The organism is Pseudomonas sp., from assembly GCF_030684895.1.
Classification (GTDB): Bacteria; Pseudomonadota; Gammaproteobacteria; order Pseudomonadales; family Pseudomonadaceae; genus Aquipseudomonas.
This window is the reverse complement of sequence record NZ_JAUXXP010000085.1, coordinates 1-21,894: the sequence shown is the minus strand read 5'-3', so window position 1 is coordinate 21,894 and position 21,894 is coordinate 1. Positions and strand designations below refer to the sequence as shown.

Annotated in this window: 20 protein-coding genes and 1 pseudogene; 9 read left to right on the top strand and 12 right to left on the bottom strand. The window is 59.7% G+C overall.

The genetic code is table 11. The features are described from left to right. Positions 1-12: 12 nt before the first annotated feature. Together Q8M42_RS18685 and Q8M42_RS18680 are read right to left on the bottom strand one after the other, a co-directional pair. Complete coding sequence (locus Q8M42_RS18685; RefSeq protein ID WP_304869258.1) at positions 13-981, bottom strand: alpha/beta fold hydrolase; 969 nt, start codon at positions 979-981, stop codon at positions 13-15. Between the two features lie 81 nt (positions 982-1,062). Then, a complete protein-coding gene (locus Q8M42_RS18680; RefSeq protein WP_304869260.1) occupies positions 1,063-1,893 on the bottom strand; it encodes an undecaprenyl-diphosphate phosphatase in 831 nt (276 codons plus the stop codon). Positions 1,894-2,224: 331 nt separating this feature from the next. Here Q8M42_RS18680 and Q8M42_RS18675 point away from each other — a divergent pair, with 331 nt between their 5' ends. From Q8M42_RS18675 to Q8M42_RS18660, 4 genes are all read left to right on the top strand, one after another. Continuing rightward, complete coding sequence (locus tag Q8M42_RS18675; protein WP_304869262.1) at positions 2,225-3,859, top strand: methyl-accepting chemotaxis protein; 1,635 nt, start codon at positions 2,225-2,227, stop codon at positions 3,857-3,859. Positions 3,860-3,866: 7 nt separating this feature from the next. Further along, entirely contained in the window at positions 3,867-4,484 is a 618-nt protein-coding gene (locus Q8M42_RS18670) for a hypothetical protein (protein ID WP_304869264.1), read from the top strand. 430 nt (positions 4,485-4,914) lie between these two features. Next, positions 4,915-6,573: a nitrite/sulfite reductase gene (locus Q8M42_RS18665; RefSeq protein ID WP_304869266.1), complete on the top strand. Its 1,659-nt coding sequence runs from the start codon at positions 4,915-4,917 to the stop codon at positions 6,571-6,573. Beyond that, the gene (locus tag Q8M42_RS18660) at positions 6,557-7,054 is read left to right on the top strand and encodes a DUF934 domain-containing protein (protein ID WP_304869268.1); all 498 of its coding nucleotides are present in this window, start codon (positions 6,557-6,559) and stop codon (positions 7,052-7,054) included. Before Q8M42_RS18665 ends, Q8M42_RS18660 begins: the two co-directional genes overlap by 17 nt. A gap of 56 nt (positions 7,055-7,110) precedes the next feature. On the opposite strand, the gene Q8M42_RS18655 is transcribed toward Q8M42_RS18660, so the two are convergent. After that, positions 7,111-8,100, bottom strand: a complete 990-nt coding sequence (locus Q8M42_RS18655; RefSeq protein WP_304869270.1) for a YhdH/YhfP family quinone oxidoreductase — start codon at positions 8,098-8,100, stop codon at positions 7,111-7,113. 25 nt (positions 8,101-8,125) lie between these two features. After that, positions 8,126-9,145 carry a protease SohB gene (sohB, locus tag Q8M42_RS18650; RefSeq protein ID WP_304869272.1) on the bottom strand — a complete coding sequence of 340 codons (1,020 nt, stop codon included), beginning with the start codon at positions 9,143-9,145 and terminating at the stop codon, positions 8,126-8,128. Between the two features lie 210 nt (positions 9,146-9,355). Here sohB and Q8M42_RS18645 point away from each other — a divergent pair, with 210 nt between their 5' ends. The 4 genes from Q8M42_RS18645 to Q8M42_RS18630 all read left to right on the top strand — a co-directional run bounded on the left by Q8M42_RS18645 (position 9,356) and on the right by Q8M42_RS18630 (position 12,662). Next, positions 9,356-10,066 (top strand): histidine phosphatase family protein, encoded by a 711-nt coding sequence (locus Q8M42_RS18645; protein WP_304869274.1) that lies wholly within the window; start codon positions 9,356-9,358, stop codon positions 10,064-10,066. 60 nt (positions 10,067-10,126) lie between these two features. Further along, entirely contained in the window at positions 10,127-10,438 is a 312-nt protein-coding gene (locus tag Q8M42_RS18640; RefSeq protein ID WP_304869276.1) for an SCP2 sterol-binding domain-containing protein, read from the top strand. Between the two features lie 351 nt (positions 10,439-10,789). Further along, entirely contained in the window at positions 10,790-11,857 is a 1,068-nt protein-coding gene (locus Q8M42_RS18635; RefSeq protein ID WP_304869277.1) for a phosphotransferase family protein, read from the top strand. Positions 11,858-11,894: 37 nt separating this feature from the next. Continuing rightward, the gene (locus Q8M42_RS18630; protein WP_304869278.1) at positions 11,895-12,662 is read left to right on the top strand and encodes an SDR family oxidoreductase; all 768 of its coding nucleotides are present in this window, start codon (positions 11,895-11,897) and stop codon (positions 12,660-12,662) included. Between the two features lie 59 nt (positions 12,663-12,721). Here the strand turns inward: Q8M42_RS18630 and Q8M42_RS18625 are convergent, their stop codons facing one another. Beyond that, complete coding sequence (locus tag Q8M42_RS18625; protein WP_304869279.1) at positions 12,722-13,369, bottom strand: hypothetical protein; 648 nt, start codon at positions 13,367-13,369, stop codon at positions 12,722-12,724. 102 nt (positions 13,370-13,471) lie between these two features. Between Q8M42_RS18625 and Q8M42_RS18620 the strand changes: the two genes are divergently transcribed. Further along, positions 13,472-14,257: a TSUP family transporter gene (locus tag Q8M42_RS18620; protein WP_304869280.1), complete on the top strand. Its 786-nt coding sequence runs from the start codon at positions 13,472-13,474 to the stop codon at positions 14,255-14,257. Here the strand turns inward: Q8M42_RS18620 and nudC are convergent. The 7 genes and pseudogenes from nudC to Q8M42_RS18585 form a co-directional block, all read right to left on the bottom strand. Further along, positions 14,225-15,052, bottom strand: a complete 828-nt coding sequence (gene nudC, locus Q8M42_RS18615; protein ID WP_304869281.1) for an NAD(+) diphosphatase — start codon at positions 15,050-15,052, stop codon at positions 14,225-14,227. The two genes, Q8M42_RS18620 and nudC, sit on opposite strands and share 33 nt — an antisense overlap. Positions 15,053-15,054: 2 nt before the next feature. Next, a complete protein-coding gene (locus tag Q8M42_RS18610) occupies positions 15,055-16,734 on the bottom strand; it encodes a ferrous iron transporter B (RefSeq protein ID WP_304869282.1) in 1,680 nt (559 codons plus the stop codon). 50 nt (positions 16,735-16,784) lie between these two features. Then, complete coding sequence (locus Q8M42_RS18605) at positions 16,785-17,597, bottom strand: crotonase/enoyl-CoA hydratase family protein (RefSeq protein ID WP_304869283.1); 813 nt, start codon at positions 17,595-17,597, stop codon at positions 16,785-16,787. Positions 17,598-17,836: 239 nt separating this feature from the next. Beyond that, complete coding sequence (locus tag Q8M42_RS18600; RefSeq protein ID WP_304869284.1) at positions 17,837-20,095, bottom strand: Orn/Lys/Arg decarboxylase N-terminal domain-containing protein; 2,259 nt, start codon at positions 20,093-20,095, stop codon at positions 17,837-17,839. A 130-nt stretch (positions 20,096-20,225) separates the two neighbouring features. Beyond that, positions 20,226-20,969: a DNA polymerase III subunit epsilon gene (dnaQ, locus tag Q8M42_RS18595; RefSeq protein ID WP_304869286.1), complete on the bottom strand. Its 744-nt coding sequence runs from the start codon at positions 20,967-20,969 to the stop codon at positions 20,226-20,228. After that, positions 20,962-21,414: a ribonuclease HI gene (gene rnhA / locus Q8M42_RS18590; RefSeq protein ID WP_296127834.1), complete on the bottom strand. Its 453-nt coding sequence runs from the start codon at positions 21,412-21,414 to the stop codon at positions 20,962-20,964. Before rnhA ends, dnaQ begins: the two co-directional genes overlap by 8 nt. Before the next feature lie 50 nt (positions 21,415-21,464). Continuing rightward, positions 21,465-21,894 (bottom strand): annotated as a pseudogene (locus Q8M42_RS18585) (SAM-dependent methyltransferase); the annotation flags it as partial.

Sequence of the window (21,894 nt, the reverse complement as noted above, 5' to 3'; positions counted from 1 at the left end):
GGTGCCTGTGGTTTAACGGGGAAAATGTCGAGCGAGAAAGGACAGCAGCAACTGATTAACCTGCTCGGCCTGCTCGTTCTGAATCCAGTGCCCGCAGTCCTGCAGCACATGCTGCTCCAGCTGGTGCACACGTTTGGGCATCTGCTTGAGGGTGTAAGCCTCAAGGGTGCCGACTGGGTCCTTATCACCGAGCAGAAACAGCGCCGGCTGTTCGATCTGCCGATCAGCCAGGGCCTCGGTGCGCTGCCAGTTACGCTCGAAATTGCGATACCAGTTCAGCGCGCCGTAGAAACCGCGGCCCTCGAAGGTTTTCAGGTAATGCTCGAAGGCTGCGCTGCCGCACCAGGCCGGCAGCGTGCCGGGGTCTTGCACGCCATCGAACAATCCAGCACCGGCGGGTTTCTCCTGCAGAAAGTGATCCTTAGGCACGGCGGCCGAGGTGTTGTGCATCATCATGCGCAGTGTGCGCGGGATGTCGGCATCCATCTCCGCCTCGGCCACGCCAGGCTGCTGGAAATGCAGGATGTAGTGAAAGCGTCCGGCATACAGCTGGCGCATGATCTCGATGGCCGGCTGCCTGGGTCGCCCGCCAAACGGCACCGCCATCCCCACCACCGCCCTCACCCGCTCAGGCTCAAGCAAACCCAAGTGCCAGGCAATCGGCGCCCCCCAATCGTGGCCGACCACACAGACCTGCTGCTGGCCGAGTTGATCCATCGCGGCCTGGATATCGGCGCAGACGGTCAGCAGGTCATAGGCAGCGGGATCACGCGGCGCGCTGCTCTGGCCATAGCCGCGCATTTCCGGGATCAGCACGCGATAACCGGCAGCGGTCAAAGGTGCGATCTGCTGGCGCCAGGAATGCCAGCATTCGGGAAAGCCGTGCAGCAACCAAACCGGCCGCCCCGTCGCAGGACCAGCGCTGTATAGGCTCAGGTCAATGCCGTTGACCTGAAGGATGTGCTGTTCAAGCTGATGCATAGGCGCCTCCATTTAACCGAGCGCACTATGACAAAGGCGCACCCTGGGGTGCGCCTTTAATCCATCTGCCGAATACAGCAATCACGGCTGCGCCGTGCTCCAGTCAATCCACTGCAGCTGCCAGGTCGCCAGAATCAGCAAGCCGAAACCGATGCGGTACCAGGCAAACGCCGCATAGCTGTGCTTGCCGATAAAGCTGAGCAGCGCCCGTACCGCGATCATGGCGAAGATAAACGAGGTGACAAAACCAATGGCAAACACCGGCAGATCATCCGGGCGGAACAGATCGCGGTACTTGTAGCCGGAGTACACCGCGGCACCGACCATGGTCGGCATCGCCAGAAAGAAGGAAAACTCGGTGGCGGCCTTGCGCGACAGGCCAAACAGCAGGCCGCCGATAATCGTCGCGCCGGAGCGCGAAGTACCTGGAATCATCGCCAAGCACTGGGCGAAACCGATTTTCAGCGCATCCTTCCAGGTCATGTCATCCACGCTCTCGGCATGTACCAGGTGGGTGCGCCGCTCGGCCCAGAGCATGATCACACCGCCCACCACCAGCGCCAGGGCCACGGTGATCGGGTTGAACAGGTAATGGTGGATAAGATCGGCAAACAGCACACCCAACGCCACGGCCGGCAGAAAGGCGATCAACAGATTGGCGGTAAAGCGTTGTGCTTGAGGCTCTTTGGCCAGGCCGACAAGGATGTCGCGAATCTTGCGCCGGTACTCCCAGACCACCGCGAGAATCGCCCCCAACTGGATGATGATATTGAAGGCCATCGCCCGCTCGCCGCCAAAACCAATCAGGTCGGCGACGATGATCTGGTGCCCAGTGCTGGAAATCGGCAGAAACTCGGTAACGCCCTCCACAATACCCAGAATCAGCGCCTGAACAGCAACCCAAAGATCCATCCCCACTCCTAAATACGTGCGTTATCCGGCACGAACCGCAAAAACATGATGATGAACTCGTGAGGGCGTCCGACCGATTTACTTACAAAGAGTTCCGGCCGAAAAAAATAAATAATCAAATCACACACTTAACCTCAACGGTGCAGATCCTAGCAGAGAACCTGGTCATTAAGCGCATGCCGCGCAGCACCTGCTCCCTATTCACCGCACAGAGAGCCCCACCGGATAGCCCTCTACACTTTGCTTATCTGCCAACTGGCCTAAGGTCTAACGTAGCCAATAAACGCTCTTGATCTATAAGAGGCGTAAAACAACAAGGGAGAACATCTTCATGAATAGCCTGCGCAGCCTGCCCATTAACCGTCGCCTCTGGCTGATCCTGGCAGTCGCCATTGTCATGCTGATTATTCAGGGCGCATTGCTGCTCAAGCAGATCCACGCCGATTTGTACGCCGCCAAAGCCGAGAAAACCCAGCACGTGGTACAGAGTGCAGCCGGCATTCTGCAGCACTATCACGCCCAGGAAGCCGCCGGCAGCATGCCCCGCGAGGATGCGCAGAAACAGGCGATGGAAACCATCCGTGGCCTGCGCTACGCCGGCCAGGAATATTTCTGGATCAATGACCAGACCCCGATGATGGTCATGCACCCGACCAACCCCAAACTGGAGGGCCAGAACCTCTCGGGCTTCAAGGACCCTGATGGCAAAGCGCTGTTCAATGAGATGGTCGCTATCAGCAAAAGCCAGGGCGCCGGCCAGGTCGATTACCGCTGGCCAAAACCAGGCGCCAGCGACCCCGTGCCCAAGGTGTCTTATGTGCAACTGTTCCAGCCCTGGGGTTGGATCATCGGTTCGGGCGTCTACGTCGATGATGTGCAGGCCGAATTTCGGGCCCAGGCGCTGAAAGCCATGGCGGTCGGTCTGGCGATTGCCGCACTGGTGGCCCTGCTGATTGTGTTGATCGTACGCAGTATCACCCAGCCCCTGCAGCACGCCGTCAGCGCCATGGCCAATATCGCCAGCGGCGATGGCGACCTGACACGCAACCTCGATACCCACGGCAACGATGAACTGTCCGCTCTGTCCCGCCACTTCAATGCCTTTACCGACAAGCTGCGCCTGGTGATCAAGCAGTCCCTCGACTCTGCTGGCCAGCTCGATGCCGCCGCGCGTAACCTCGGCCAAGTTTCCGGCCAGGCCCAGCAGCACAGCGAACAGCAGTCGCAGCAAATGGAGTTGGTCGCCACGGCAATCAATCAAGTGACGTACGGCGTGCAGGATGTGGCGAAAAACGCCGAGCATGCCTCATCCGAAGTCCACGCAGCCGAAGAACAAGCCCTGCAAGGCCAGCAGAGCATTGACGCGAGCCTGCGGCAGATCAACGAACTGTCCGGCACCATCGACCAGGCCGTGGCGGTGATTCAGGCCCTGGCCCAGGAAAGCACGCAGATCGGCAGCGTACTGGAGGTGATCCGCTCGATTGCCGAACAGACCAACCTGCTCGCGCTTAATGCCGCCATCGAAGCCGCCCGCGCCGGTGAGCAAGGCCGTGGCTTTGCCGTAGTGGCCGATGAGGTGCGCCTGCTGGCGCAGCGCACGCAAAAATCCACGGCGGAAATCCAGGTGATGATTGAGCGCCTGCAAGGCAACTCGGAAGCCGCGGTCAAGGTTATCAACGACAGCAGCAAGGCCTCGCAGCTGACCATCGAACAAGCCAGCCAGGCCGGCGCCAGCCTGACGCTGATCGCCAGCGGGCTGCGCAATCTCACCGGCTTGAACGCTTCCATCGCCAGCGCGACACTGCAACAATCGCACGTGGTCGAAGACATCAACCAGAACGTCACCCAGGCAGCCAGCCTGGCCCATAACAACGCCCTGGCGGCGCAACAATCCAGTGATGCCGGGCAACACCTAGGTCAGTTGGCCGAGCAGCTAAACCGGCTGCTTGGGCAGTTCAGGGTATGAGAACGCAATGAGCGATATGGAACACCAGGAAGTTGACCTGAGCAAACCGCAGAACCAGGACCTGATCTGGGATCTGGACAGCATCGCCCGCCGCGAGCTGGCGGAACGTTTTATCAAGCTGTTCGAGAACCGCCTGTGCGTCTACTCGGAGTCAACGCGCCAGTTGTACACCAACTACGACCTGCACTTCCCCAGCGATATGGGCCGCAAGATGGTGGTGCTGCCCAACCCCTACGCCTTCCACGACACCCTGCATGGCATCGAGTCGCATGCCGTACGCAAAACCGGATTGTGCGTGCTCCCCGGCGTAGTTCTGCGCAAGCCAGGCTTGCTGCTGACCACGATGATCAAGGAAGGCGGCCCGGCGCCGAAAACCATGCCGTTCAAGCCGGCGTTGGCGCAGATCATCAGCAACCAGAAGAAGGCCGGCGATATCTTTCTGCCGATCATGATGAAGGGCGACCTGCGCGAGTTCGATCAGCAGATGCCCTATATCCACCTGCATCGCCTACAGGTCAGTCGCCTGACGCGACTGTCGACCTTCGAGCGCGACGATATTCAACAGTCCATTACGCGCAAGCTGCTTATGCTCTATCGTCAGGCCGACAGCCTTAGCTGCCACTGACGATCAACCCTGGTCTGCAGACAATAAAAAGCGGGATCAGTTAACTGATCCCGCTTTGTGCTTTAGCCGCGGTCAGGTCTTATTGTTGGCTGACCCAGAACACCGCAGTGACGACGAAAATCACAATCAAGGCGAAAATAGCCTTGGCATCAACCACGCTGTCAGCATTATCCGGTTCACTGTGTTCACTCATGGGCTACCCCTCTTGTTGTGTTTATGGGTGAATCGTCTTGTGCAGTTAAGACCAGCATGCCCGCTTACTCAAGCCGTGAGGCTATGTTCAATGGCCGTCTTATCCCTTTAAGTTCTTTCCATATACTCAAACATCACTTTTGCGCATAACCCTGAACTGGTATCTTCCACCGGCTCCGCAAGGAGTGCGCGGCCGTGCGCGCTGATTAGCTGTAAAAGCCTGATAACAGGACACTCCATGTACGTATATGACCAGTACGATCAACAAATCGTCGAAGACCGCGTCAAGCAGTTCCGCGATCAAACCCGCCGTTACCTCGCTGGTGAACTGAGCGGTGAAGAATTCCGCCCACTGCGCCTGCAAAATGGCCTATATGTCCAGCGCTTTGCGCCGATGCTGCGTGTTGCCGTACCGTACGGTCTGATGTCGTCCGCGCAAGTGCGCATGATGGCCAAGATTGCCCGTGACTACGACAAGGGTTACGCCCATATCAGCACCCGCCAGAACGTTCAGTTCAACTGGCCAGATCTGGAAGATGTGCCCGATATTCTCGCCGAGCTGGCCACCGTGCAGATGCACGCGATCCAGACCAGCGGCAACTGCATCCGCAACACCACCACCGACCAGTTCGCCGGTGTGGCCAAGGATGAACTCATTGACCCGCGTCCGTGGTGCGAAATCATCCGCCAGTGGTCGACCTTCCACCCCGAGTTCACTCACCTGCCGCGCAAGTTCAAAATTGCCGTCAACGGTGCAGTGAGCGACCGTGCCGCGATTGAAGTGCACGACATCGGCCTGGAAGCGGTACAGAACGACGCCGGTGAGCTGGGCTTCCGCGTGTCTGTCGGTGGCGGCCTGGGCCGTACGCCGATCGTTGGCAGCTTTATCAACGAGTTCCTGCCGTGGCAGCACCTGATCAGCTACCTCGACGCCATCCTGCGTGTTTACAACCGCTATGGCCGTCGCGATAACAAGTACAAGGCGCGCATCAAAATCCTGGTCAAGGCGTTGACCCCTGAAGTCTTCGCCGAGCGCGTAAATGCTGAGTGGGTCCACCTGAAAGACGGTCCGAGCACCCTGACCGAAGCTGAAGTGGCCCGCGTTGCCGCGCACTTTATCGACCCAAGCTACAAAACCCTTGACGATCAGGACACCGCGCTTGCAGCCCTGGATGCCGAACACCCAGGCTTTGCCCGCTGGCGTCAGCGCAACACCTTCGCCCACAAGAAGCCGGGCTATGTCGCAGTGACTCTGTCGCTCAAGCCGACCGGCGTGGCACCAGGCGATGTGACCGACAAGCAGTTTGATGCGATTGCCGACCTGGCCGACCGCTACAGCTTTGGCGAAGTGCGCAACAGCCACAATCAGAACATCATTTTGGCTGACGTCGAGCAGGCGCAGCTGTTCGCCTTGTGGGGCGAGCTGCGTGAAAACGGCTTTGCTACGCCGAACGTCGGCCTGCTGACCGATATTATCTGCTGCCCAGGCGGTGACTTCTGCTCGCTGGCCAACGCCAAGTCGATCCCGATTGCCGAAGCCATCCAACGTCGTTTCGACGACCTGGATTACCTGTTCGACATCGGCAATATCGACCTGAATATTTCCGGTTGCATGAACGCCTGCGGTCACCACCACGTGGGCCATATCGGCATCCTCGGGGTGGACAAGAAAGGCCAGGAATTCTATCAGGTGTCCCTCGGCGGCAGCGCCGGTCGTGACGCCAGCCTGGCGCAGATCCTCGGCCCCTCCTTCGCCGAAGCGGACATGGCTGATGTGATCGACAAGATCGTCAAGGTCTATGTCGAGCGCCGCAGCGAAGAAGAGAGTTTCCTCGACACCTTCCGCCGTATCGGCGTCGACCCGTTCAAGGAGCGCGTATATGCAGCGAATCATTAAGAACGGTCAGCTGATCGACGAAAGCTGGCACCTGCTGCCCAAGGACGCCACGCTGGACGGCATTCCCAACTGCGACGACCTGATCGTGCCGCTGGGCTTGTGGGTCGAGCACAGCACCGCGCTCAAGGCCCGCGATGGCGGCCTGGGCGTGTGGCTGGACGCGGGTGAGGAAATCGAGGAAATCGCCGATCAGCTGGATAACTTCCAGGTCATCGCGCTGAACTTCCCTGCTTTTACCGATGGCCGCCACTGCTCCACCGCCTACCTGCTGCGCAATCGCTACGGCTACACAGGCGAAGTGCGCGCCATCGGCGATGTGCTGCGCGATCAGCTGTTCTCCTACCTGCGCGTGGGCTTCGATGCCTTCGCCCTGCGTGAGGACAAAGACCCGCTGGACGCCTTGAAAGCCTTCGAGGAGTTCAGCGAGGTTTATCAGGCCTCCACGGACCAGCCGCTGCCGCTGTTCCGTCGCCGCGCCTGATTCTGCCGGCAATGCAAAAGGCCACCCCTTGGGGTGGCCTTTTTGTTGCTCGCTACTCAACCCAGATTGACCAGCACCCGACCGACCTGCTTGCCCGCGAGGATCTGCGCAATCGCATCTGGCAGCTGCTCAAGCGTCACCTCGCTGACCAACGCATCCAGATTGACCTTCCACTGCAACGACAGCCTGTCCCACATCGACGCCTTGACCACCAACGGCAGCTCGACCGAGTCGACCCCAAGCAGATTCACCCCACGCAGGATAAACGGCAGCACACTGCCCTTGAAGCCGACGCCAGCGGTCAGGCCGCAGCAGGCAACGCTGGCGCCGTAGCGCAGCGACTTGACCACGTTGAACAGGATGTCCCCGCCCACGCAATCAACCGCGCCGGCCCACTGCTCCTTGAGCATCGGTTTGTCGGTGCCGTCCAGCAGCTCGGCACGCAGCACAACCTGCTGCGCCCCCAGCGCCTTGAGGTAATCCGCCTGCTCGGCCTTACCGGTCGACGCCACAACGCGGTAACCCAGAGAAGCGAGCAAGGCCAGCGCAACACTGCCGACACCGCCGGTTGCACCAGTTACCAATACGGGACCAGCATCCGCCGTGAGCCCTGCCTGCTCCAGTTTGTCGACACACAACGCGGCAGTCAGGCCAGCAGTGCCGAGCACCATCGCCTCGCGCAGTGACAAGCCCTCGGGACGTTTCAGCGCCCAGCTGGCGGGAATGCGAATGTACTGGGCAAAGCCGCCTGAGGTGTTCATACCCAGGTCGTAGCCGGTGACGATCACCTCATCGCCTGCACTGAACTCGGCCACGCTGGAGGCTTCCACTACGCCTGCGGCATCGATGCCAGGGGTGTGCGGAAAGCTTCTGGTCACGCCGCGGTTACCACTGGCCGACAGCGCATCCTTGTAGTTGAGCGAGGAATACTGGACCCTAATCAGCAACTCGCCGGCCGGCAAGTCGTCGATATCACGCTGCACAATCACCTGTTCGAAACCGCCCGCTGCGCTTTCACGGGCTTGCAATGCATTGAACTTGCTCATGTTCTTCCTCTATATGGCGAACCGATTACCAGAAGCGCTGCTGATTCAAGCGACTCAGCCAGCTCAGGACGAAGCGATCCAACGCCACGCTGCCCGCCAGCCCAACACGCTCCTGCAGGGTTTTCTTCTCGGCATAGTGCAAATGAAACAGCTCGGCGCTCTTGGCGCGTTCTGCCAGGTATTCGTCGCTGGTCTTGAGTTCATCGACCAGTTGTTTCTCCAGCGCCGCCAGGCCCAGCCAGACTTCACCCGTGGCAATCTGGTCGATGTCCAGCTGCGGCCGGTAGCGGGCAACAAAGCCCTTGAACAATTCATGGGTGGTTTCCAGATCTTCCTGGAACTTCTCCCGGCCCTTCTCGGTGTTCTCGCCGAACACGGTCAGGGTGCGCTTGTACTCACCGGCGGTCAGTACTTCAAAATCGATGTCATGCTTCTTCAGCAGGCGGTGCACGTTAGGCAGCTGGGCTACCACGCCAATCGAGCCAAGAATGGCGAACGGCGCGGAAATGATCTTCTCGCCGATGCAGGCCATCATATAGCCGCCGCTGGCCGCGACCTTGTCGATACAAATGGTCAGCGGCACGCCCGCCTGACGAATGCGCGCCAGTTGCGATGAGGCCAAACCATAGCTGTGCACCATGCCTCCGCCGCTTTCCAACCGCAGTACCACTTCATCCTGCGGCGTTGCCATAGTCAGTAAAGCAGTGATTTCGTGGCGCAGGCTGTCGGTGGCCGAGGCTTTGATATCGCCATCGAAATCCAGCACATAAACGCGCGGTTTATGAATGCCGGCCTTCTTCTCCTGCTTGGCGGCTTTGGCTTCGGCTTTGCTCGCAGCTTTCAGTTGATCTTTGTCGAGTACCGCGTGCTCCATGCGCTGATGCAGTTGTTTGAAGAAATCATTGAGCTTGTTCACCTGCAGCTGGCCCGTGCTCTGCCGGCCTTTGCTGCGCAGTGCGGCAATCGTCACCAGCACCACCAGAATGGCCACAACCAGGGTCACTGTCTTGGCCAGAAAGCCGATGTACTCTGCAAAAAACTCCACGAATTCCCCCTTGTCCCAATGGCAGCGCGCGCTCATCGACCGCGCGTAATAGTGCCCAAGCATACCGAGGCCATGGGCTGGCGGCCAGCAAGCAAGGTCTAGACATTCAGCGCATCCATACAATTCAAACAAGCGTATGTTTTTACGTTGACAGCTCTTGAGCTTCCTCATACCCTCGCGAAACTTTCAACGTACCGGAATCGAGCGGACGTGGGCAGCATCTACCTGATTCGACATGGCCAAGCCTCCTTCGGTGCAGACGATTACGATGTGCTATCGCCCATTGGAATTCGCCAGGCCGAAGTGCTGGGCGCGCACCTCGCGCAACTCGGCACGCGCATTGATCGCAGCGTCAGTGGTGATCTGCGTCGCCAGCAGCACACGGCCAACAGCGCCTTGCAGCAATTGCACGATGCAGGCATAGCCATACCACCATTGGACATTGACTCTGCCTTTAATGAGTTCGATGCCGACGCGGTGATCCGCAGCCTGCTGCCGGGCATGCTTGGCGAAGAACCTGAAGCCCTGCATATCCTGCGCAATGGCGCGCAGAACCGCGCCGAATTTCAGCGCCTGTTTGCCAAGCTGGTTGATCGCTGGATTAGCGGCGAACACGACACGCCGGATCTGCAAAGCTGGCAAGGCTTCGTCGAGCAGGTTCAGGGCGGCCTCAGCCGTATTCTGGAACAGGCCAACAGCAAACAGAACATTGCCGTATTCACCTCCGGCGGCACTATTACCGCCCTGCTGCATCTGATTACCAGTATCGCGCCTGCGCAGGCGTTCGAGCTGAACTGGCAAATTGTTAACACCTCACTAAGCTGCCTGAAGTTTCGTGGCAGCCAAGTGAGCCTGGCTTCCTTCAACAGCCATGTGCATTTGCAGCTGTTGAAGGCGCCGGAGCTCATCACTTATCGCTGAGCTGCGGCCCACTGCACCCATCACGGGCGCTAGAAAAAACCTGAGAAAAAGGAAGAAACCATGAGCGTTGCAGACATCGTCAATACCATGCAGTCCAAATTCAACGCCGGTGCCGCTGCAGGCCTGGACCTGGTGTTCCAATTCAATATCGAAGACGGCGAGAACTACGCGCTGATCGTCAAGGACGGCACCTGCGCCGTTGAGAAAGGCGACAACGCCAACGCCAACGTGACTCTGATCATGGACACCGACACCCTGAAAGGCATCACCAGCGGCGAAACCGACGGTATGCAAGCATTCATGTCCGGCAAACTGCGCGCCGAAGGCGACATGATGCTGGCCATGAAACTGGGCGAACTGTTCCCGGTTTAAGCGTCAAGGCAACGAAGATACAAAACAAACCGGAGTCCTCGACTCCGGTTTTTTTATGTTCAGCACATCCATGTGCTTCTCCCCTTTGGGGCTTACGCGCAAAAATGCTCCTGGCGTTTTTGTGGCCTGCCATCCATGGCGGCCACCCTGCGGGCCGTCGCTACGCGACGTTAACACTGGCTCCCGGCCATTGTTTTATGTCTTGCAACACGTACCAGAACCGCCAATCAGGCAGCTTGATTGGGTAGCAACACGCCCGCCTATAACGGCGGGTAATCCTTGTGAGGCGACCCTAGCAGCATTAGATTAGCTAATTATCTTAGGCACCCATCATAAGCAGAAGGGATAAACATGGCGCTTACTGACCAGTCCACCCGAATCCGCGAAGGCGAAGAGCTCGACACCGCGGTCATCGACCAGTACCTCAAGGCGCATATCCCCGGTCTGACGGGCGCGCCACGCATCAGCCAGTTCCCTGGCGGCGCCTCGAACCTGACCTACCTGCTGGAATACCCGGACAAAGAATTCGTCCTACGCCGCCCGCCCTTTGGCCACAAGGCCAAATCCGCCCACGACATGGGCCGCGAGTACCGCATCCTCAATCAGCTCAACGCCGGCTTCCCTTACTGCCCGAAAGCCTACGTGCACTGCATCGACGAGTCGGTGATCGGCGCCGAGTTCTATGTCATGGAGCGGGTCAACGGCATCATCCTGCGTTCGGACATGCCAGCCGAGCTGAACTTCAGCGCCGAGCAGACCCGCGAGCTGTGCAAGAGCTTTATCGACAAGATGGTTGAGCTGCACAACGTCGACTATCAGGCCTGCGGCCTGGGTGACCTGGGCAAGCCAGAAGGTTATGTGCAACGGCAGATCGGCGGCTGGAGTGATCGCTACGACAAGGCCCTGACCCCCGACGCGCCGCTGTGGGAGCCGGTCAAGGCCTGGCTCAAGGACAAGATGCCTGCTGATCACCACAAGCCCGGCATCGTGCACAACGACTACCGCTTCGATAACGTGATTCTCAACCCACAGAACCCGAGCCAGATTATCGGCGTGCTGGACTGGGAACTGACCACTATCGGCGACCCGTTGATGGACCTGGGCAACACCCTCGCCTACTGGATTGAAGCCGGCGACTCGGCACCGATCCAGCTGATGCGCCGCCAGCCAAGCAATGCACCGGGCATGCTGACGCGCCAGCAGTTCGCCGACTATTACGCCGAACGCTCCGGCATCGAAATCAAGAGCATCGACTTCTATTACACCTACGGCCTGTTCCGCCTGGCCGGCATCGTGCAGCAGATCTACTACCGCTACTTCCATGGCCAAACCCAGGACAAACGCTTCGCGCAGTTCATTCACATGAACAAGCTGCTGGAGCAGATGAGCCTGCAGGTCATTAACAAGTCGCAGCTGTAAACGGCCGAACAGGCCTCCCATAAGAAAGGAAAAAGCCATGTCAAAGACTCATCTGTTCGACCTCGACGGCAAAATTGCTTTTGTCTCCGGCGCCAGCCGCGGCATCGGTGAAGCCATCGCCAAACTGCTGGCCCAGCAAGGCGCTCATCTGATCGTCTCAAGCCGCAAGATCGACGACTGCCAGAAAGTTGCCGACGCGATCATCGCCGACGGCGGTAAAGCCACTGCAGTGGCATGCCATATCGGCGAGATGGAGCAGATCAGCAACGTTTTCGCGCAGATCAAAGAGCAGTTCGGCCGCCTCGACATCCTGGTCAACAACGCCGCCACCAACCCGCAGTTCTGCAACGTACTGGACACCGACCTGGGCGCATTCCAAAAAACCGTCGATGTGAACATTCGCGGCTACTACTTTATGTCCATCGAAGGCGGCAAGCTGATGAAGGCCAATGGCGGTGGCAGCATCATCAACGTGGCCTCGATCAACGGCGTCTCGCCAGGCGAGTTCCAGGGTATCTACTCGGTGACCAAGGCTGCGGTTATCAGCATGACCAAAGTCTTCGCCAAGGAGTGCGCGCAGTTCGGTATTCGCTGCAATGCCCTGCTGCCTGGGCTGACCGACACCAAGTTCGCCTCGGCGCTGGTGAAGAACGATGCCATCCTCAACCTCGCTCTGCAGCGTATTCCGCTCAAGCGCGTAGCAGCCCCAAGCGAAATGGCCGGTACTGTGCTGTACCTGGCCAGCGATGCCTCCAGCTACACCACGGGCGTGGCGCTGAATGTGGATGGCGGCTTTCTCTCCTGAGAAAAACCGCCCACTAAAAAAGGCGACCCAAGGGTCGCCTTTTTTACATCCACTGGCAGTTACTGCCAGTCTTTCAGCGCCTGCTTGGCCGCCGGGTTCATCGGTTCGGCAAGCAAACCAGCGGGCGTCAGGTTGATGCTGTACACCGCCTCATCAGCCAGCGGCAGGTAAGTCACCCGGCGCGCCTGCGGATCAAAGATAAACAGGTCATGCTGGCCCAGCCGCAGCCAGCGCCAAAGATCGATGCCGTAAGGGCTGCGCGCCAGTTCGACCCGGGTGTGCTGCGCCAGGCTCTGCTGCTCGATGGAGAGAAAACGCCCCGAGAGTTTTTCCAGGCGATAACCCGGCTGCAGGCCGATCAACGCCGCCAGGCCCTTCCACTGCAGGAAACGCGCATCCAGCTGCCAGAGATCGCCTTCCATGGTCAGCGTGCGCTCACGGCCGCCCTCCAACACACTGACCCGATACAACGGGCCGTCCGCTTTGAAGCTCAGCGTGGCCAGCGGTTTGCCTTCAGGAATTGCGACATAGCTGCGCAAATCGTTGGCCAGCAGGCCAATCAGCGCCGCCAGGGCGAGAAATGCCAGGCCACAGGTGCCACGCAACCAACCGAGAAACCACTGCCGATTGAACAGGATGCGCGCCGCAACAAAGGCCGCCAGTAACCCCAGCAATGCCGTTGCCCATGCCAGTCCGCCGTATTGCATCGCCGTGCATTCCTTATGCTTGAAATTGCCGGCATTATGCGCAGCTACCTGGCTGTAGAACAGCAAGAGAACATCACAATTAGACACAGGACGTGTTTTTAAATGGCTTTCCCGTTTGAACTCAGTATTGACCTGACCACCCTGGCGATTCTCGCCCTGGTCGCGTTTATTGCCGGCTTTATCGATGCAATTGCCGGCGGTGGCGGCTTGCTGACCATTCCCGCGTTGCTGACTGCCGGCCTGCCGCCGCACCTGGCCCTGGGCACCAATAAACTCAGCTCGACCTTTGGTGCGGCCGCTGCCAGCTACACCTTCTACCGGCGCAAACTGTTTAACCCCAGCCAATGGCGCAATGCATTGATCGGTACGGCGGTCGGCGCCCTGCTTGGCGCCGCGATGGCGCAATGGCTGCCGTCTGAATGGTTGAACCAGCTGCTACCTGCAGTGGTGTTTGGCTGCGGTCTCTACCTGCTGTTTGGCAAAACCCCGGCTGCGCCGCTGCTCGCCGAGGCGCCGATCGCCAAGGGCCGGCAGTGGCCACAAAGCCTCAGCCTGGGTTTCTATGATGGGGTGGCGGGCCCTGGTACCGGCGCCTTCTGGACGGTCAGTAGCCTGCTGCTCTACCCGCTCGACCTGGTCAAGGCCAGTGGCGTAGCGCGCAGCATGAACTTTGTCAGTAATATCTGCGCGCTGACGGTGTTTATCATCAGCGGGCAAGTGGCCTGGCTGCTGGGCATCTGCATGGGCTTGGCGTTGATGGTCGGCGCGTTTCTCGGCGCACGTACGGCGATCAAGGGCGGCTCGAAGTTTATCCGCCCGGTATTTATCCTGGTGGTACTGGCGTTGACCGTGCGCCTAGCCTGGCAGCACTGGCTCGGGCTGGCCTAAACGGCGCGCCACATAGACGTCGATCAGGTAGCGAGCAATCGAGCGGGCCGCCGGCAATGGCGGCAGGTCATGCACGCTGAACCACTGGGCATCCTCGATTTCATCGACCTGCATAACGATATCGCCACCGGCGTATTCGGCATGAAAGCCCAGCATCAATGAATGTGGGAACGGCCAGCCCTGGCTGCCGAGGTACTGCAGGTTGCTGATCTCGATCCCGACCTCTTCGCGCACTTCACGGGCTACGCAGTGCTCGACTGATTCGCCCGCTTCAACGAAGCCGGCCAAGGTGCTGTAGACCCCAGCGACAAAGCGCGGCGAGCGCGCCAGCAGAATCTCATCGCCACGAGTGACCAGCACAATCATGCTCGGTGAAAGCCGCGGGTAATGCTGCAGCTCGCAGCGCACGCAGTGCATCGCGCGTTCGCCCGGCACATGCTGCATCGCCCCACCGCAGCTACCACAGAAACGGTGCTGGCTGGCCCAGGTGCCAATCTGCGTGGCGTAGCTGAGTAACTTGAAGGTGTCAGCATCGCCCTGCAGCATAAATTGGCGCAGGCTCTGCCAGGCGCAGCCTGGCATATCGAAGGGCTGGCTCAGCTCCAGCAGGTAGACCGCATCACCATCAAAATGGCCGAGGCCATGCTCGGCGATAATCGGCAAATCCTGCTTTTTCAGCCATTCACGGGGAAATAGCACACCGTTGCTGTCCGCCAGAAAGTGCTGCTTGCAGTGCGCGACCACCCAACCACCCGGTTGCTGGCTGTCGAGCAGAGCGGCTTGCCAGCGCTGCATGCTCAGGCCCCCAGCGGCATGCCCAGGGCCCGCACGCTTTCTGCGGCGAGATCGAGCACGCTTGGCTGGGTTTCCGGACGCATTACCGCGCCGGCTTCGAGGTAGTACTCAAGGCTGCTCAAGGCATCGGCGAGGGTTTCCAGCATCTGCTCGGACGGCATTTGCGGCGCATCGAACATGTGCTGCTGGATGTAATCGGCGCAGGCACCGACCAACAACGCAGCGCGCTCCTGACCGAGGAACCACAACCCGCCCCGTACGGCTTGCAGGCTGAACGGCACGTTGGACAGCTGCATGCGCTCGCCACCTGACTCCAGGTACGCGGTAATCGCTCGCTTGGCCAGGGCCAGGCCAGCCTGGGCCTCATCGACGACGACGATGCGTGCCTCGTTAAGCTGATGCAGGGCGAAGGAGTCAGCCTCTTCGCCTGGCTGCGCTTGGGCAGGACGCGTTTCACGGCGCTCGCCGCGTTCCAGGCTGGCAACCATACCTTCAACGTACAGCACGGCATCGGCTAGTTTGTGCAGCTCCTGAGGCGCTGGTGCACTCTCCTCACTCCAGCTGGCAACGATTTGCAGCTGAGCGTTGAGGGAGTTGCCAGCCGAACTCAGGCCGACCATGCCGAGGGTCTTGCTCAGCTTGCCGAGCAGGGCGTGCAAGCTATTGAGGCTGTCGCTTTGCAGGGTGCCACGCTCGATCAAGTCGAGCATGTCCTTGACGCTGTTGAGCTCTTCACGGATCGCCGAGCTCAGCGAACGCATAACCGCCTGCCCAGGCCCTGCCAGACGCTGGTATTCCTCTTCCAGCAGGTGATCGGTAAAGGGCAGCGGCGTCAGGCCGAATACTTCACTGAGGGCTGTTGCCAGCGGCCCACGGCTATCCGCCAGGGCCACCAGATAGAGCAATTCCTTGAGCAAGCCACGCGGCGCTTCGTACTGGCCATTGACCAGCATCTGCTTGAGCTCGCGATCAATCCGCGAGAACAGCTGTTTACGCGACTTGCGCGCCAATAGCTGACCCTCAACCTGCGCTTCAACTGCGGCCGCACCAACCCAGCACAAGCGACCGCGCGGCTCGTTGGCAAACAGGCTGTCGAGGCGGGTCAACGCCCGGCCCATCAGCTTGAGACTGGCCTGCGGGTTCTGCTCACGGATAAAGCCGAGCAGACCCACCTGATACATGTGGCGCAGACGGCGCCCTTCACTTTCACGCGCCGCGCCGTCAACCGATGGCGGCGAGGTTCGTGGGCGAGCATGGTCGAGGCGCACGCTAAAGAAGAAGCTTTCCGGCAAGGCGGGCTGACCGCCGGCCAGACGCAGGTCGTTGATCGCCGGCAGCAGCAGTTCCGGCATTTCCTGGCGATGCGCTTCAACGTTCTCTAGGTAACGACGCAGTACGTGCAGTGCGTTGCTCAGCGCAGAGAGCTGTACATCACGCTCTTCACCGGCACCGGCGGGAATGTCGGTGGCCTGATCCAGCACTTCCTGAGCCAGCAACTCGGCACCGGCCAGTTCGATCAGGTTCAGTGTGCCGCGAACCTGATGCAGGTTTTCCACGGCCTGTTGCAGCAGGCTGCCGTTGTGACGGTCGGCGATAAAGTGTTCGAGGCTCGACTCTGCCTCTTCCATGGTGGTGAACAATTCATCGCGCACCAGATTAAGCGACGTGGCTCCAGAAACCATGAGCTATTGCGCCTCCCGCGTCGGTGATAAAAACAGGTGGAAGGACAACATCAGTCAGCGAACTCCGGTTTCTGCTTGCTCATATGAGCCGTCATGGCCACGCGCAGATCGACCGATTGCAGCATAGCGGCGTTCCAGGTGGCGATATATTCCAGGCCGTCATCGACCCGGTGATCACGCATGTAGCGAATCATTTCCTTGGTGCCACGAATGGCCACCGGCGACTTGCTGGCGATCTCGCGGGCAATGCCCATCACGCCATCAAGCAGTGCATCGGCATCGGCGTAAGTACGGTTGACCAGGCCAATGCTGCGCGCCTCTTCACCATTAATGGTGCGGCCGGTAAAGGCCAGTTCACGCATCATGCCGTCACCGATAATGCGCGGTAGACGCTGCAGGGTGCCAACGTCGGCGGCCATACCGATGTCGATTTCCTTGATCGAGAACTGCGCATCGATCGTCGAATAACGCATATCACAGGCCGAGACCAGATCAATCGCGCCGCCCAGGCAATAGCCTTGGATAGCTGCCAATACCGGCTTACGGCAGTTGTCCACGGCATTGAACGAGGCTTGCAGTTCGAGAATCTTGCGTCGCAGTTTTTCGGCATTACGACCAACATCCGGGCCCAGCTGGCTGCCGACCGAGGCCAGCATCATCAGGTCGATACCTGAGGAGAAATGTTTGCCCGCACCGGAAATCACCACTGCGCGCACTTCATCGGTGGCGTCGATCCAGCGGAAAATCTCGATGATCTCGCTCCAGAAGTCCGCGTTCATCGCGTTAACTTTTTCCGGGCGATTGATCACCACATGGGCGACCTTATCTGCCAACACGACATTAAAGGCTTTGTAGTCGGACACGGCAGTCATCCTCAGCTGGGGCGCAAGCGCACAATGAAAATCTTCTTATGCTAAAAATCGAGCAACTATAACAACCAACCGACAAATGTCGATGCTGGCCACTGTGACGCAGACCACGTCATCAAAGTTAAGCTCAATTTTTACTTATCGGCGATAAGCGCTTGATCTACTGAGAAAGACTGGCGACAACCGACGAATAACGCCGGTGCCGCCTAGCAACGCTGCAAGCCAGAGCAGGGTCAGGCCTTGATGCAGTCCACGGTGTAGAGCCCTTCCTCACGCTGCAGGCCATGCACATCGGCATCGAAACCGGGGAAGCTGCGGTCAAAAGTGCGGGCAAAGGCCAGGTAATCAATGATCGAGCGGGTCTGCGCAGTAAAGCGCTCGCCCGGCATGATCAACGGAATACCTGGCGGATAGGGCACCAGCATCACCGCAGCAATGCGGCCTTCCAGCTGCTCAATCGGTACCGCCTCAACTTCGCCGCGTACCAACTGGTTGTAGGCATCGGCAGGTTTTATCGCCACTTCCGGCAGCACCGTGTACATGCGTTTGAGCGCCTTGGCCGTGGCGTTTTCGCGGTAGCAGGTATGCAAGGCATCGCATAGATCGCGCAAGCCCATGCCCTGATAAAAGGTCTTGCCGGCCTGCGCAATCGAAGGCAGTACATCACTTAACGGCAGGTTGGCATCGTAGCTGCGCTTGAACTCCAGCAGCTCGGTCAACAGCGTGCTCCACTTGCCCTTGGTAATGCCCATGGAGAACAGCACCAGGAAGGAATACAACCCGGTCTTTTCTACTACCAGGCCACGCTCCCAGAGGAACTTGCTGACCACTGCGGCCGGAATGCCGCGCGCGTCCAGCTTGCCATCGGCGGTTAGCCCCGGCGTCACCAGGGTCACTTTGATCGGGTCGAGCAGCACGTAATCTTCGGCAACATCGCCAAAGCCGTGCCAATCGGCTTGCGGCTGTAGCAGCCAATCCTGGGTCACCACATCATCGGTGCCTTCGGCTTTGGCTGGCTGCCAGATGCTGAACCACCAATCATCGACGCTGAGGTTCTGCCGCAGGTTGGCCAGGGCGCGGCGAAAGCTCAGCGCTTCATCGAAGGTTTCCTGAATCAGCGAGCGCCCTGCCGGCCCTTCCATCATCGCCGAAGCTACATCCAGCGAAGCGATGATGCCGTACTGCGGCGAGGTGGAGATGTGCATCATAAAAGCTTCGTTGAAGCGATCCCGATCCAGTTGACGCACACCGCCATCCTGTACATGGATCATCGAGGCCTGACTAAAGGCCGCCAGCAACTTATGCGTCGAGTGAGTAGTGAACACCAGCGGCGCCTTCTCTGTGCGCGCGGTGCCCATGCCGTAACGGCCGGCATAGAACTCGTGAAACGCCGCATAGGCGTACCAGGCCTCGTCAAAATGCAGCACTTCGACGCTATTGCCCAGGGTCTGCTTGATCAGTTCGGCGTTGTAGCACAGGCCGTCGTAGGTCGAATTGGTCACCACCACCAGCTTGACCATCGCCCCGCTGCTGCTCGGCACACGGCCTCGAGCAAGCGGGCTGGCATCGATCTTGGCTTGGATCGACTCACGGCTGAATTCGCTCAGCGGAATCGGCCCGATAATCCCCAGCTCGTTACGTTCGGGGCACAGATACAGCGGAATCGCGCCGGTCATGATGATCGAATGCAGGATCGACTTGTGGCAGTTGCGATCCACCAGCACCAGATCATCGCGGCCGACCATGCTGTGCCAGACGATCTTGTTCGCCGTCGAAGTGCCGTTGATCACGAAGTAGGTGTGATCGGCGCCGAAGTTGCGCGCCGCGCGGGCTTCGGCTTCGGCCAGTGGGCCGGTGTGATCGAGCAGCGAACCCAGCTCCGGCACCGATACAGAGAGGTCAGAGCGCAGCGTGTTTTCCCCGAAGAACTGGTGAAACGCCTGCCCCACCGGGCTTTTGCGATAGGCCACGCCGCCACCATGGCCGGGGGTGTGCCAGGAGTAGTTGGACTGCGCGGTGTGCTGCACCAGCGCCTTGAAGAACGGCGGCAGCAGGCAATCTAGATAATTGCGCGCGGCGCGTGCCACCTGGCGGGCGAGGAACGGCACGGTGTCTTCGAACAAGTAGAGAATGCCGCGCAACTGGTTGAGATCGATCATGGCCTCGGCCGGCGCGTTTTCGATGGTCACCTGCTCGCCGAGGGCGAAAATCGGCAACTGCGGCGCACGACGGCGAGCGATACGGATCAGCTCGACCATGTCCTGCAGCAGGTTCTTGTTTTCACCCGCACCTTCGGCGGCGACCAGAATGCAGGCCAGGCCATGGTGCGTTGAGGCAACGATGCGCCCCTCGGCGGAGCTGGCGGTGGAAAGAATGCTGAAGCCGTCCTGCTCCAGTTCTTGGGCGATGGCGCGTACCCGGTCACCGGCCACGGTATCGGCCTTGATGTCACGGTGCACGATCAGGACGGGAAACTTGAGGTCTTTATACATTGTGGCGTCCCTGAAGAGTGGCAAGTACTGGCCTGCCTATCGCCTCAGGGTAGAGGCTGGCTCCGCCAGGCGGAACCCCCTCTGCGTGACGCTGTACGAAAAGGTCGCGAGTGGATAACTCGCGACGTTCCTACACCTCAGCCTTGGGCTGCTCCATCTGCACCCAGAGCGGCGGCGCGCCTGCAGATTTTTCGATAATCGCCAGGCGCGCGGCATGCTCGACAAGCTCGGCAGCGCTGGCCTGGATCACCCGCGTACGTGCGCGCTCGACTGGCAGACGACGGATCGCACTGGGTTGCTGACGGCCATTGCTGTCGCCTTCCGAACCATCGCCAGCCAGGGACAGATTGGTCTGCCCGCCGGTCATGGTCAGGTAGACGTCAGCGAGAATCTCGGCATCGAGTAAGGCGCCGTGCAGGTCACGGCCGGAGTTGTCGACGCCATAGCGTTTGCACAGGGCATCGAGGTTGTTGCGCTGCCCTGGGTGGCGCTCGCGGGCCATCATCAGGGTGTCGAGGATCGAGCAGTGCTCGCTGATATCAGCGCGCTCGTCCTGCTTGATCAGGGCAAATTCGTTGTTGATAAAGCCAACGTCGAACGCCGCGTTGTGGATGATCAGCTGCGCGCCCTTGATGAATTCGAAGAACTCATCGGCAACTTCCTTAAAGCGCGGTTTGTCCTTCAACGCATCATTGGTGATGCCGTGGACGGCGATTGCGCCTTCATCAATCTCGCGATCAGGCTGCAAATAAACGTGGAAATGCCGCCCGGTCAGGCGCCGGCCAATCAGCTCAACGCAACCGATTTCGATGATCCGATGGCCATCGGCCACCGGCATACCCGTGGTTTCTGTATCGAGCACCACACTACGCATGCTTCAACCCTCTTACTTCATCAACACCGCGATTGGCCAACTGGTCGGCGCGCTCATTGCCCGGATGACCGGTATGGCCGCGCACCCACTGCCAGGTGACGTTATGCCGGTTTACCTGCTCATCCAGCTGCTGCCACAGGTCGGCATTTTTCACCGGCTGCTTGGCGGCGGTTTTCCAGCCGCGCTTCTTCCAGTTCGGCATCCAGTCCTGAATGCCCTGCATCACATACTGCGAGTCGGTAACCAGGCGCACATCGCAGGAGCGCTTCAATTCGGCCAGAGCGCGGATCGCGGCGGTCATTTCCATACGGTTGTTGGTGGTATCGGCCTCGCCGCCCCACAACTCTTTCTCCACACCCTTGAAAATCATCAACGCGCCCCAGCCACCAACGCCAGGATTACCCTTGCAGGCACCGTCGGTGTAGATCTCGACCTGTTCACTCATGTATCTGCAATCTCTCGCTCAATTAATCCGGCCGGTTGTACTTGCGCCAGCTACTTCTGTGGCGTTTCACGGCGGCTGACCTTGGCCACGGGCATCGGTAGTAGCTTGCCCACTGGCTGCCGACTGGGTTGGCGCAATGGCCGCAGCCCCACCACCAGCTTGCGGGCTACCAGCACATAAAAACCGCCACCGGGTGGCTGCCAAGCCGCACCCAATCGCTCCAGCCCAGCCAGCCGCGCCTGCCAGGCCGGCGAAGAAAGCGGCGGACGATAGCACCCGAAGCGGCGTTTCTCCAGCGCGAAGCCCAGCAGGTGCAACCAGTCGCAGACCCGATTGGGCGCAATACAACGGGCCTGGCGCAGCGCGTCGCGGGTAAACAGATGACGCAGGCCCCAGCTGCTCATCGGATTGATCCCGACGATCAGCAGATGACCACCCGGGCGCACGCTGCGCGCCGCCTCACGCAGCAGACCATGGGGC

What these genes read in the sequence shown, in the direction of transcription:
- Q8M42_RS18635 (WP_304869277.1), top strand. Translation starts at nt 10,790, where the DNA reads ATGGCGCTTACTGACCAGTCCACCCGAATCCGCGAAGGCGAAGAGCTC.
- dnaQ (WP_304869286.1), bottom strand. Translation starts at nt 20,969, where the DNA reads ATGCGTAGTGTGGTGCTCGATACAGAAACCACGGGTATGCCGGTGGCC.
- Q8M42_RS18630 (WP_304869278.1), top strand. Translation starts at nt 11,895, where the DNA reads ATGTCAAAGACTCATCTGTTCGACCTCGACGGCAAAATTGCTTTTGTC.
- Q8M42_RS18665 (WP_304869266.1), top strand. Translation starts at nt 4,915, where the DNA reads ATGTACGTATATGACCAGTACGATCAACAAATCGTCGAAGACCGCGTC.
- Q8M42_RS18680 (WP_304869260.1), bottom strand. Translation starts at nt 1,893, where the DNA reads ATGGATCTTTGGGTTGCTGTTCAGGCGCTGATTCTGGGTATTGTGGAG.
- Q8M42_RS18625 (WP_304869279.1), bottom strand. Translation starts at nt 13,369, where the DNA reads ATGCAATACGGCGGACTGGCATGGGCAACGGCATTGCTGGGGTTACTG.
- Q8M42_RS18640 (WP_304869276.1), top strand. Translation starts at nt 10,127, where the DNA reads ATGAGCGTTGCAGACATCGTCAATACCATGCAGTCCAAATTCAACGCC.
- Q8M42_RS18610 (WP_304869282.1), bottom strand. Translation starts at nt 16,734, where the DNA reads ATGGTTTCTGGAGCCACGTCGCTTAATCTGGTGCGCGATGAATTGTTC.
- Q8M42_RS18670 (WP_304869264.1), top strand. Translation starts at nt 3,867, where the DNA reads ATGAGCGATATGGAACACCAGGAAGTTGACCTGAGCAAACCGCAGAAC.
- Q8M42_RS18655 (WP_304869270.1), bottom strand. Translation starts at nt 8,100, where the DNA reads ATGAGCAAGTTCAATGCATTGCAAGCCCGTGAAAGCGCAGCGGGCGGT.
- Q8M42_RS18675 (WP_304869262.1), top strand. Translation starts at nt 2,225, where the DNA reads ATGAATAGCCTGCGCAGCCTGCCCATTAACCGTCGCCTCTGGCTGATC.
- Q8M42_RS18620 (WP_304869280.1), top strand. Translation starts at nt 13,472, where the DNA reads ATGGCTTTCCCGTTTGAACTCAGTATTGACCTGACCACCCTGGCGATT.
- Q8M42_RS18600 (WP_304869284.1), bottom strand. Translation starts at nt 20,095, where the DNA reads ATGTATAAAGACCTCAAGTTTCCCGTCCTGATCGTGCACCGTGACATC.
- nudC (WP_304869281.1), bottom strand. Translation starts at nt 15,052, where the DNA reads ATGCAGCGCTGGCAAGCCGCTCTGCTCGACAGCCAGCAACCGGGTGGT.
- rnhA (WP_296127834.1), bottom strand. Translation starts at nt 21,414, where the DNA reads ATGAGTGAACAGGTCGAGATCTACACCGACGGTGCCTGCAAGGGTAAT.
- Q8M42_RS18660 (WP_304869268.1), top strand. Translation starts at nt 6,557, where the DNA reads ATGCAGCGAATCATTAAGAACGGTCAGCTGATCGACGAAAGCTGGCAC.
- Q8M42_RS18685 (WP_304869258.1), bottom strand. Translation starts at nt 981, where the DNA reads ATGCATCAGCTTGAACAGCACATCCTTCAGGTCAACGGCATTGACCTG.